The following is an 11,126-nucleotide window of genomic DNA, read 5'->3' as shown; positions in this document are numbered from 1 at the left end:
TTGAGACGCCAAATAACCGAGCCCCCGCTCCAGGCGCCCTGGAGCGGGGGCTCGGGGCGTCCTGTTGTCTATCTTCGCCGGCGGTTATGCGGACCGTACACATGCGCACCAGCCTGGTCACCGACGCGCTGCGGATGGCAGCCGCGACCCGCGGCGGCCTGGACGGCGCAGTGTTCCACTCCGACCACGGGGCGCAATACGGCTCCCGGGCCTTCGCCGGCCTTTGCGACCAGCTCGGGGTCTCACGGTCGATGGGTGCGGTCGGCACCAGTGCGGACAACGCGGCCTGCGAAAGCTTCCACGCGTCTCTGAAACGCGAGACCCTCCAGGCAGCCCACGACTCCGGCGACTCCGGCACCTGCCGCCGGACCGTCTTCGCCTGGCTGACCCGCTACAACACCCGCCGCAGGCACTCCGCCAACGGCCACCTCAGCCCCAGCGAATACGAACGCCGACACCACACCGCTAAACTCACGCTCGCCGCGTGATCAATAACCGCGTGCCCACTTTCATGAGGGAAGGCCCGACTGCGTCCATGGCTGACTGCGTCCATGGGTGAGGGGAAGGGCCGCGAGGAAAGCGTCTCGACCGGTTCCCTCGGCGACAATGCATCAATGCGCCGCATCAGAGCAGTCCACGTCGACGAACTGCCCCTGCTTCAGGACATCGAGCGCGCCGCCGGGCGGTGTTTCGCAGACATCGGTATGCCGGAGATCGCCGACGACGAGCCCCTCACGCTCACCGACCTCGCCCACTATCAGTTGGCCGACCTCGCCTGGGTCGCGGTCGACGAGGTCGACAGGCCGGTGGCGTACCTCATCGCGGAACACGTCGACGACAACCTGCACATCGAGCAGGTGTCGGTGCACCCGGACAGCGCGCGGCGCGGCGTCGGGCGGTCGCTGCTGGACCATGTCGGTCACCGGGCCGGGGCGGACGGGATACCCGCTCTGACCCTCACCACCTTCGCCGACGTCCCCTGGAACGCGCCCTACTACGTGCGTTGTGGGTTCCAGTTCCTGGATGACAGTGCGCTTGGTCCCGGGCTCCGGGACATCCGCCGACGCGAGGCCGCCCACGGTCTGGAGCGCTGGCCGCGGGTCTGCATGCGCCGGCGTCTGTGACCTCCGGGTTCGTTACGCCTCTGCGGCGAACAGATCTTCCGCGGTGGTGGCCGTGAGGGCCCGGTCGAACCAGGTGCCCAGCAGTTCCAGGTCGGTGCAGCCGGTGATGCGCTCGCGGGCGGCCTCGGGGATGTCGATGGCGCGGAGGTCGAGGATGCGGAGGATGTCCTCGGCTCGGCCTTCGGCTCGGCCTTCTGTACGGCCTTCTGTGCGGCCCTTGATCCGGGTTTCCTCGATGAGGGTGCCGCTGCCGGGGAAGCGGCTGGGGCGCAGGGTCATCAGGTGCCTCCAGAATGCGCGGCTCTGGGTGTCGCCCAGGCCGACCTCGGTGTATTCCGCCCAGTCCTGCGCGGTCTCGCCTCCGATGGTGGCGAGCGCCGTCGCCAGCGCCTCCAGTATCGCAGGGAGGGCGGGATCGTTGGCGTGGGCGAGCGCGGAGAAGACGGCTAGGGCCAGGTCTTCGGCCGCCTCGTCCGGGTCGATGATCGTGGGGAGGTTTTCGGGACCCAGGACCAGTGGGAAGACCGTGATGCTGGTGTGGGCGGGGAGGCCGATGCGGATGGGCTGCGCGGCCCAGGACGCCGTGGGCTTGTCCTGGCAGACGACGAGCAAGAGGGGTGGCAGCTTGTATTCGGCGTAGAGATACGCCAGGTAGTACGTCCAGCTGTTGAGCTTGTCCGGGTCAGGTCTGCCTTGCGCCTCCACGGCGAGCAGGTAACTTCCGCTGTCCGCCGTGTCGACGCGCATCAGGGTGTCCACACGGCGCGCCATGGGTTTGATCTCGGTGAGATCGGTGTCCAGGAGCTGGATCGTGGTGGGTTCGGGTAAGGCGATGCCCGCTTTCGGGAGGGCTCGGGCGAACAGCTCCGGGTCCTCCCTGAAGATCTGGTGCATCGCCTCATGCGCTGAGCTGACCATGTGACGGAATGTAGTGATGTGGATGCGTTCCGTCGCAGGGCTTGGGGTCGGTTCAGCCGTTCGAGTGACTGTGCCTCAGGTCTATGTCACGAGCCGACGATGGAGAGGCGCGTCAGCGCGTCACCGGCAGAGCCGTCGCGAACCGGTGGCCGTCGGCGCGGGTCTGGACCGGGAAGTCGACCTTGAGGGCGCCCTCCTGGCCCTCGACGGTCAGGTGGGTGACCACCTTGAGGCCCAGGAAGGTCTTCTTGGGCGCGCTCGCGGTGACGTACGGGCGCGGGAGGTTCATCAGCAACTTGCCCGGCTTGCCGCCCCGGTTGCCGTCGAAGAACAGGATCCGCTGGTTCGTCAGGACGAGGTACATCGGGCGCGGGGTGACCGTCGCCATCACCGTTCCCGCGCTGAGTACGCCGACCACCGCCGCGGTGAGGGCCTGCTTGCGCACCGAGACCGTTCCGATGCCGGCCACGCTCGTGAGCTCGACCTGCTCGCCCTGGAGCAGCAAGGGGGCCGAGACTTCGAGCAGTTGTCTGGCGCGACGGGCGTTGAGTGCCATGGGCGGGGCTCCTGGTGGCGGCGGCGGTCTTCACAGCGACGGTGACAGCGGTGGCATGGATTGTTCCAAGCCAATGGATTGTTCCAAGCCAGAGGCAAGGCGAGAGGTCACCTCCCACAAGGCGAACTCAAGTTCGAGTCATGGCCCGGTCAAGATCAGTCATCGAAGAGTCAAGACGACGTCCGTATGGCCTGTTTGGGCATTGTGTTCCCACAACCTCCCCACACCTGGGCGAAAACCGTCTCCAACCCGCCACTTACCATCCGCTCCATGTCGACCGACGCGTCCCTCCCACCCCCCGACTTCGACGTCGCCTCCGCCTTCCCCGAGGCCGGCTGGCTGCGGCAGGCCACCGCCGCGCGGGACTGGGCGGGAATCAGGCAGTACGCCGGCGGACTGCCGCAGGGCACCGATCGGGCGTTCCTCGTCCGGGTCGTCGCCGAGGTGCCCGGCGTCGAGCACTTCCTGCGGGAAGTCGTCGCCGCGGCCCCCGACGACGTACTGGCTCTCACGACGCTCGGGACCCGCGAGATCGAGATCGGCTGGGAGATCCGGAGCAGCGCGCGCGCCGAGCACGTCAGCCGGGAGCAGTTCCGGCAGCTGCACGAGCACTTGCGGCAGGCCGAGCAACTGCTCATCCGGGCCACCGCCCTCGACCCGTCCCACGACGCGGCCTGGGCCGCGCGCCTGACCACGGCGATGGGACTGCAACTCGGGCAGAACGAGGCGCGGCGGAGGTACGACCGACTGGCCGCGTACCACCCCCATCACCTGACCGGGCAGGCCCGGCTGCTCCAGCAGCTGTGTCCCAAGTGGAGCGGGAGCTGGGAGGCGGTGCACGGGTTCGCCCGCGAGTGCCTGCTCAACTCGCCCGAAGGGTCGCTCAGCGGTGGTCTGGTGGCGGAGGCGCACCTGGAGCGCTGGCTCGATCTGCCCTCCGCGGGGAGTGAGCGGACCGACTATCTGCGCCAGGCCCACGTCCACGCCGAACTCGTCGAGGCCGCCGAACGGTCCGTCCTGCACCCGTACTACCGACCCGCGTACGGGTGGGTCACCATCCAGGGCGTCTTCGCCGCGCTCTTCTCGCTGACCGGCGACACCGCACGCGCCGCCGCGCACTTCCGCGCCCTGGGCAACCTGGCCTCCGAGTACCCGTGGAGTTACCTCGGCAAGCCCGCGGACGCGTACGTCAAACACCGTTCCGCCGCCCTCGGAAGAGGCTGAGCGGATGCCGAACAAGACAGGCAGAGGCAGACGATGAGCCAGGGCATCCATCACACCGAGGTCGACGGCGTACCCACCCTCTTCGCGTACGCCACCGGGCCGATGCGTGCCGGACTGGTCTTCCGCGTCGGCGTCGCCGACGAGACGCTCGCCGGGGCCGGGATCACCCACCTGGTGGAGCACCTGGCGCTGCACCGCCAGGGCCTGGCCGACTACCACTTCAACGGCGCGACCAAGGCCGCGTTCACGCACTTCCACGTGGAGGGCGCGGAGCACGAGATCGTCGCCTACCTCGACGGTGTGTGCACCTCCCTCCTCGATCTGCCCATGGAGCGGCTGGAGACCGAGAAGGAGATCCTGCGCACCGAGGAGGCGAGCCGCGAGCCCGGACAACTGCCGCTGTGGCGGTACGGGGCGCAGGGGTACGGGCTGGTCAGCTATCCGGAATGGGGCGTACGGGGGTTGCGGCCGGACGACGTACGGGCATGGGCCGGGGCCTGGTTCACCCGGGACAACGCCGTGCTGTGGGTCGCGGGGGAGCGGCTGCCGGCCGGGCTCTCGCTCAAACTGCCCGCCGGTCAGCGGCGCCCGATGCCCGCCGTCACCTCCGCCCTCCCCACCGCCCCCGCCTACTTCTCCGACGGCAAGGGCGGTGTCCTGCTCGACGCCGTCGTCACCGACACCACCGCCGCCCGGCTCTACGCCGGCGTCCTGGAACGCGAGCTCTCCCGCTCCCTGCGCCAGGAGGGCGGCTACTCCTACACGGCGGCCGGCGACTACACCTCCCGCCGGGACGGTTTCGCGACCGTCACCGCCTTCGCGGACGCCCTGCCCGCCAAGCAGGACGCGGTCCTCGGCGGGTTCGTCGACGTGCTCGCCGGGCTTCAGGTGGGCCGGATCGCGCAGGCCGACCTGGAGGCCGTACGCGGGCGCAGCGACGCCAGGCTGACCGCTTCCGACGCGGCAGTACGGCGGCTGCCGGGCGCGGCGGAGGAACTGCTCGCCCACCGTCCGCCGCGCGCGCTCGACGAACTGCGTGCCGAGCTGTGGGCGATGACACCGCAGCATGTGCACGCGGTGGCGCTGGAGGCCGCCGGGACGGCATTGCTGCAGGCTCCCTCGGGGCACCGGGCCGACTGGGCCGGGTACACGGCGGCCCCGACCACGTCGTCGTACGCCGTCACGGGCACGCGGTTCGAGGCCGTACGCAGGGACGGCCCTGCCATGGTCGTCGGGGGCGAGGGGGTCAGCCTGACGGCGGGAGGCGAGGCGGCCACCGTGCTCTATCGCGCGTGCGCCGCCCTGCTCAGTTGGCCCGACGGCGGGCGCCGGCTCATCGGCACCGACGGGCTGTCCGTGGAGGTGGAGCCGGGGGAGTACGGGATCGACGCGCACACCATGGCGACCATCGACGCGGCGGTGCACCCGAGCGCGGTGGTGCAGCTGCCGCCCCGGCAGCGGCAACAGCAGCAGCGGCGGCAGGGGGGTGCCGCTTCGGCGGGGCAGGCCGGAGGATCCGGTGTGGCTCAGCAGGCTCAGCAGAAGGCGTCGGCGCGGCGTACCGGCGGGCAGACGGCGATGCTCGTCATCTTCGGGCTCCTCGCGGGACTCTGGTCCCTCCTGGCCGTCTCGTACACCGTCTTCGGCGCCTCGGACCCGGAGACCAGCACCGGGGAATGGGCCGCCCTCACCGTCTTCCTCTGGGCCATCGGGGCGCTGCTCGCCTGGCCGGCCGTCAGGGTTGTGCGAAGCACCCGGCGGGGGTGAACCGCCGGGTGCCTTGAGTGTGGATGGGGGTTGCCGGGTGACCTCAGCGCAGATACGGGTTGCCCGGCGCCGGACCCGGCATGGGCCCGGGTGTCCGCCCCGCGTTCGCCGTGGCGTACTTCGGCGTGCGCTTGTCGAACAGCGCGAACAGCAGCAGCCACACCGCCATCGCCAGAGTGACGACGGCGACCGCGCCGAGGACGGGATCGCCCGCGTCCGACTGAACGGTCGCCCACGGCAGCGTCACCAGCTCGTACAGCAGAAACGCGGCGAAGGCGCCCCAGTCCGAGCCCCTGCCGCGGCGGATCGCGACATACAGGAACGGCACCCACACCAGCAGACCCAGCGACGCGACCGCCAGAACCGACCACGCGACCCGCTGGGCCCAGCCGGCTTCCAGACGCTTGTCCACGCTCATGCCCATGTCCATGCCCTCACACCCCCGAGCACCCACGAGCGCCCTACGAGCCCCCCCCCGAGAGGTCTCCCGGGTCCCGAGAAACCTCTCGGGGGGCGTCATGCTCCCATCCAGCGGGTCACACGTGCTGGTGTTCGCCCTTCAGGGACGTCACGATCCGGGTCGCCAGCTTCTTCGCCGTGGCGGCGCCGTTGTCGTGGCCGTCCGTGGACAGGACGCTGACGACGTCGGTGCCCGCGCGCACGGCGATCAGGGTCGTGCCGTTCTCCCAGGCGCTGTCGGTCAGGGTGAGGGTGTACGCGGCGTCGCCCAGGCCGGGCATGGTGGCGCCGGTGACCTTCACCTTGGTGTGTGTGTCGGAGTCGGTGAAGGTCGCGCACGTGGTGGCGATCTTCTCCACGTCCGTCAGCACGGTCGTCGAGGTCGTGCCGCGGTAGGTGTCGACCTCCTGGGCGATGTCCTCGGACGTGTTCTTGCTGACGTAGTCGTTCTGGGCGAAGGACACCCCCGAGTCGCCGGTGATCGTTATCCAGCTGGTGCCGCTCAGCAGGGAGCAGTCCGGCTTCGGCGCGGGGGAGGAACTCGGGGCGGTGTACGTGGTGCCGGAGTCCCGCGCGCCGCTCGGGTCGACCGCGAAACCGGTGGCGAAGAACGACGCGGGCGCCAGCGCCTTCTTGAGCTGAGCACCTGTCAGCAGACCGGCGTTGGGGTCCTTGGCCGGCTTCGTCTTGGCGGACGAGGGCTGAACGGTGGTGCCGGAGGAGCAGGCCGCCAGGGCCAGCGGGAGCACGGCTGCGGCGAGCAGGGCCTTGGCCGTGCGAGAGGGGTGAAGCATCGGGATGTCAGAGTCCTTCTTTGAGAAATGGTGCTGTTGAGCCGAGCGGACTCTAAGGGTGCACAGGCCATGCACAGGCATCCGTGTGCCAAAGATAGGTAAAAGAGGGAGCCGAAGGGCCCGGGGTTCCATGGACTCCCCATGTTTTGCCGTGGCTTGAGTGATTCTTGTGGCGATTGGGATACGGGGTTTCCCGATCAAGGGGGTGGCGTCGGTTACGGTGCGATCCGCCCCGCGCGCCGGGGGCCGGTCACCCTCTCTCGTCGGTGAGCCGGGATGGGCGCCGACGGGGCCCAACTGTCTTGAATTGTCTTGATTCGATCTATATGGCCGCATGTCCTGCGCGTTTCGCGCGCCGTGACGTGCGCGTGTCATGAATGGGGTGGGGATGTCCAGCCATCGGATGTCTAAGAAGGGCCGTTACATCGCTTGGGCGACGGCAGGCGCGGCCGTGGTCGCCGGGGCCGGGATCGCGGCGCAGACGTCGATGGCGGCGACCACCTGGCCCGCCCAGAAGACGTTCACGGGACGCGCCTTCGACACCTGCGCCGCACCCTCGCTGACGGCGATGAAGGCCTGGCACACCGGCTTCTACGGAGCCGCCGCCGTCTACATCGGCGGCAAGAACCGCGGCTGCAGCCAGCCCAACCTCACCGCGTCCTGGGTGAAGTCGGTCAGCACCCTGGGCTGGAAACTCATACCGCTCTACGTCGGCGCGCAGCCGTCCTGCCAGACCGGCTCCAACCCGGAGAAGCTCACCGCCACCAACGCCGCCTCGCTCGGCGCCACCGACGCCGCGGACGCGGTGACGAAGGCGTCCGCGCTGGGCATGAAGGCGGGCAGCCCGATCTACCTGGACATGGAGTCGTACGACATCACGAACGCGGCGTGCAACAAGGCCACGCTGACGTACGTACGCGCCTTCGACAAGGCGCTCCACGCCAAGACGTACCGGACCGGTTTCTACGGCTTCACCAGCTCCAGCGCCAAGGCCATCGCGACCGCGACCGACAAGACGGACCTGCCGGGCAACCTCTGGTACGCGCTGTGGGACAAGGTCAACACCACGACCTCGGACTGGCCGTGGGGCTCCACCCAGTTCACCAGCCACAGCCGCGCCCACCAGTACATGGTCAACAGCAAGGAGACCATCGGCGGTTACACGATCACCGTGGACCGTGACGCCTGGGACGCGCCGGTCGCCATCACCGGCTGACACTCGGACGCATCCCGAGAGCGCCGGCGAGCATCAACCGGAGAACAACCAGAGGAGGAGCAGGGCATGAGGGTCGAAAGGCTGCCGGCGGTCGTCGGACCGTCCGCCGTCCGTGCCGGACTGGCGGCGCTTCCCGTCGTCAGCCTGGGGCTGTTGTGTCCTGTCCCGTCCCTCGTGATCGCCCTGCGGCGCGGCACTCGCGCGGACTGGGCGGTCTTCGGGGGGTTCTGCGCGGTGCTGGTGGCGTGGGTCATGCAGCTCTCGCTCACGCCCGAGACCACCCACGGCCTCGAGTTCGCGGACGACGTGCTCCTGATCCTGGTGTCGATGGTCGGCGCGGCGGTGCACGCCTGGACGGTCTGGCCCCGGCGCGTCGGGTACTAGCGGCGCACGGGCCGCACCGGCCGCACGAAAACACGGAAGCGCGGAAGAGCGAAGAAGCGGAAGTACGGGAACCACGTGGTCAAGCGGGTCAGGCAGGTGCCGCAGGCGCAGCGCGCGAAGGCGGCGCGCGACGCCACGCAGGAGTCGAGGCTCGCAGCCGGTGTGCGGGCGGTACTCCAGTGGCCGCGTGTACTGGGCGGCAGGGGGATCGCGATGGTGGCGGGTGCCGTGATCGTCGCGGTCGCGGTCGCGGTCACCGGGTACTTCCTCTCCCGCACCGACACGAAGCCTCAGGTGCCCGACACCCGGGCCCGCCACTACAAGGACGTCGACGCCTGCCTGCTGACCGGCAAGGACGGGATCACGGCCGGGACCACCGCGGCCGAGGTCTGGCAGGGCATGCAGGACGCGTCCCTCACGACGCACGCGCGCGTGAGCTATGTCCCGGTGACCGGTGAGCAGTCCGCGGCCAACGCGCGGCCCTACCTCAACGGCCTGCTCCAGCGGTCCTGCGACGTGGTCGTCGCGACCGGAAGGCCCGAGGTCACGGCGGCCACGCAGACCGCCCCGCAGTACCAGAAGGTCGACTTCGTGCTGGTGGGGGACGCCGGAGCCGACTCCACGAGCGCCAAGAACATCACCGTGACACGCGTCGGCGACGGACTGCGCGCCGAGGTCGCCGGGGTCGTCGAGCGCGAGGTCAAGGCGCGCGGTTAGCCGCGGCCGGTACGACAGGACACGATCGGTCGTACGAGCGGATGTGAACGGTCGTACGAGCGGACGGTGGCCGTCCCGCTCGTCACGGCAGCCGCGCCGGTATCTGAAGTCTCCGCGAATCGTTGGTCGAATGGCTGGCCGACAGCCGGGCCACTGCCTACCATCGATCACCGCAAGACTTTGTGCACCGTCGCACAATCTCCTCGGGAGGTTTCCTTGCACCGCCGCCGTCGCACCGCGTTCGTCCTCTCCGCCGCGATCGTCGCAGCGGCCCCCCTTCTCACGGCGTGCGGTGGCGAGGCGCACCCAGGCGCCGCGGCCGTCGTCGGTGGCCGGCGGATCACGGTCGCGCAGTTGGAGAGCCGGGTGAACGAGGTGCGCTCGGCACAACGGGCCGCCGTCAAGGACGAGGCCCAGTACGAGCAGGCCATCGCCAAGACCGGCAGCCTCGCCCGCGACACCCTGCACACCATGGTCCTCGACCAGGTTCTCGACCGGGCCGCCAAGGACGCGGGCGTGAGCGTCACCCGCGCGGACACCCAGCAGATGCGGACGGCGCTGGAGGGCCAGGCGGGCGGTGCGAAGGCGCTGGAGACGGCCTGGCTGCAGCAGTACGGGGTGGCGCCCCAGCGTCTCGACGACAACCTCCGTACCGAGATCGAGGCCCAGAAGCTCGCCGCCGCGCTCGGCGCCGACATGAACACCACCGACGGCAAGGCCACGTTCTGGAAGGCCATGTCCGACGCGTCCAAGAAGCTGAACGTCGATCTGAACCCGCGCTACGGCGCCTGGGACGTCCAGAAGAGCAGCCGCGTCGATGTGAAGACGCCGTGGCTGCGGGAGGTCACGTCGACGGGGGCGCAGCAGACGGCGTAGGAGGTCACTGGGGACGGGGCTGTGGATAAACGGTTCATCCGCCTCCCAGCCTGTGGATAACTCCTGGGGGCGTCGGTGGCGTGCGTTACGTTCGTGGGGTGAACGCAACCAGCTCCGACGCCACCGCCCAGGTTCCCGACCCCGGCCGTATCGTCCTGCTCACCACCAGCCACCGCGTCGCCCCGGGGCTGCTGTCCTGGCCCGCCTGGCAGGTGCTGCGCGCCGCCGACCAGGTGCTGTGTGCGGACGGCGCGCATCCACAGCTGCCGTATCTGCGTGAGGCGGGCATCGGCGTCGACGAGGCCTCCCCCGATGCCCAGGACTTGGTGGACGCCTGCGCCGGTGGCCGCACGGTGGTCGTCGTCGCCACCGGGGAGGGCGAGCCGCGCCTCACCGACGGACTGGCCCGCCTCGCCGGCTCCGGCCGCATACAGATGCCCGACCTGGAGCTGCTCCCGGCCTCGTACGACCTGCCGGGCGCTCGCCTCCTCGACCTCGTCCAGGTCATGGACCGCATCCGCGTCGAGTGCCCGTGGTCGTCCCAGCAGACCCACAAGGGCCTCGCGAAGTACGGGATCGAGGAGGCGTACGAGCTCGTCGAGGCGATCGAGGAGGGCGACCGGGACGAGCTCAGGGAAGAGCTCGGCGACGTTCTGCTCCAGGTCGTCTTCCACGCCAGGATCGCGGAGGAGGACGCCGAGACTCCCTTCTCCATCGACGACGTGGCCGGCGGCATCGTCGCCAAGCTGATCCACCGCCACCCGCACGTGTTCGGCGACGAGACGGCCACGACCCCCGAGGAGGTCAAGGAGCACTGGCTGCGCACCAAGGCCGAGGAGAAGCGGCGGACGTCCGTGACGGAGGGGATACCGCTGGGCCAGCCGGGCCTGGCCCTCGCGGCGAAGCTGGCATCGCGCGTGCGCACGGCGGGACTTGAGGTCGAACTCCCCCGCGGCGAAGGCGTCGGCTACGAGCTGCTGGCCATCGCCGCCCACGCGGAGGCCGAGGGAGTGGACCCGGAGGCGGCCCTGCGCGCGGCGGCGCGGGCCTACCGGGACGCGATCCGTGCGACGGAGACGGGCTGAGGGCCG

The 11,126-nt window shown here is 70.0% G+C and carries 12 protein-coding genes and 1 pseudogene; 9 read left to right on the top strand and 4 right to left on the bottom strand.

The genetic code is table 11. The features are described 5' to 3' along the window. Positions 1 to 98: 98 nt before the first annotated feature. Positions 99 to 488, top strand: a pseudogene (locus ACZ7M2_RS18245) (transposase); the annotation flags it as partial. Between the two features lie 126 nt (positions 489 to 614). After that, complete coding sequence (locus ACZ7M2_RS18240) at positions 615 to 1,124, top strand: GNAT family N-acetyltransferase (protein WP_471596116.1); 510 nt, start codon at positions 615 to 617, stop codon at positions 1,122 to 1,124. A 12-nt stretch (positions 1,125 to 1,136) separates the two neighbouring features. Here the strand turns inward: ACZ7M2_RS18240 and ACZ7M2_RS18235 are convergent, their stop codons facing one another. Together ACZ7M2_RS18235 and ACZ7M2_RS18230 are read right to left on the bottom strand one after the other, a co-directional pair. Next, on the bottom strand, positions 1,137 to 2,042 hold the full coding sequence (locus tag ACZ7M2_RS18235) for an RpnC/YadD family protein (RefSeq protein WP_471596115.1): 906 nt from the start codon (positions 2,040 to 2,042) through the stop codon (positions 1,137 to 1,139). Between the two features lie 112 nt (positions 2,043 to 2,154). Next, entirely contained in the window at positions 2,155 to 2,598 is a 444-nt protein-coding gene (locus ACZ7M2_RS18230; protein WP_471596114.1) for a hypothetical protein, read from the bottom strand. 270 nt (positions 2,599 to 2,868) lie between these two features. Between ACZ7M2_RS18230 and ACZ7M2_RS18225 the strand changes: the two genes are divergently transcribed. Next, positions 2,869 to 3,822, top strand: coding sequence for a hypothetical protein (locus tag ACZ7M2_RS18225; RefSeq protein WP_471596113.1), 954 nt, complete (start codon positions 2,869 to 2,871; stop codon positions 3,820 to 3,822). Between the two features lie 33 nt (positions 3,823 to 3,855). Next, entirely contained in the window at positions 3,856 to 5,589 is a 1,734-nt protein-coding gene (locus ACZ7M2_RS18220) for a peptidase M16 family protein (RefSeq protein WP_471596112.1), read from the top strand. 43 nt (positions 5,590 to 5,632) lie between these two features. On the opposite strand, the gene ACZ7M2_RS18215 is transcribed toward ACZ7M2_RS18220, so the two are convergent. Together ACZ7M2_RS18215 and ACZ7M2_RS18210 are read right to left on the bottom strand one after the other, a co-directional pair. After that, positions 5,633 to 6,007: a hypothetical protein gene (locus ACZ7M2_RS18215; RefSeq protein ID WP_471596111.1), complete on the bottom strand. Its 375-nt coding sequence runs from the start codon at positions 6,005 to 6,007 to the stop codon at positions 5,633 to 5,635. Positions 6,008 to 6,125: 118 nt separating this feature from the next. Next, positions 6,126 to 6,842, bottom strand: a complete 717-nt coding sequence (locus ACZ7M2_RS18210; RefSeq protein ID WP_471596110.1) for a hypothetical protein — start codon at positions 6,840 to 6,842, stop codon at positions 6,126 to 6,128. A 388-nt stretch (positions 6,843 to 7,230) separates the two neighbouring features. Between ACZ7M2_RS18210 and ACZ7M2_RS18205 the strand changes: the two genes are divergently transcribed. The 5 genes from ACZ7M2_RS18205 (at position 7,231) to ACZ7M2_RS18185 (ending at position 11,120) form a co-directional block, all read left to right on the top strand. Continuing rightward, positions 7,231 to 8,058: a glycoside hydrolase domain-containing protein gene (locus ACZ7M2_RS18205; RefSeq protein ID WP_352044372.1), complete on the top strand. Its 828-nt coding sequence runs from the start codon at positions 7,231 to 7,233 to the stop codon at positions 8,056 to 8,058. A 66-nt stretch (positions 8,059 to 8,124) separates the two neighbouring features. Beyond that, entirely contained in the window at positions 8,125 to 8,442 is a 318-nt protein-coding gene (locus ACZ7M2_RS18200) for a hypothetical protein (RefSeq protein ID WP_351300940.1), read from the top strand. 75 nt (positions 8,443 to 8,517) lie between these two features. Then, the gene (locus tag ACZ7M2_RS18195; protein ID WP_471596109.1) at positions 8,518 to 9,159 is read left to right on the top strand and encodes a hypothetical protein; all 642 of its coding nucleotides are present in this window, start codon (positions 8,518 to 8,520) and stop codon (positions 9,157 to 9,159) included. 216 nt (positions 9,160 to 9,375) lie between these two features. After that, complete coding sequence (locus tag ACZ7M2_RS18190; RefSeq protein WP_471596108.1) at positions 9,376 to 10,035, top strand: SurA N-terminal domain-containing protein; 660 nt, start codon at positions 9,376 to 9,378, stop codon at positions 10,033 to 10,035. 98 nt (positions 10,036 to 10,133) lie between these two features. Then, positions 10,134 to 11,120: a nucleoside triphosphate pyrophosphohydrolase gene (locus ACZ7M2_RS18185; RefSeq protein ID WP_352044375.1), complete on the top strand. Its 987-nt coding sequence runs from the start codon at positions 10,134 to 10,136 to the stop codon at positions 11,118 to 11,120. Positions 11,121 to 11,126: the final 6 nt, after the last annotated feature.

The organism is Streptomyces sp. NPDC111507 (assembly GCF_055638955.1).
The sequence above is the reverse complement of the archived record's forward strand: the minus strand, read 5'-3'. Positions and strand labels throughout refer to the sequence as shown.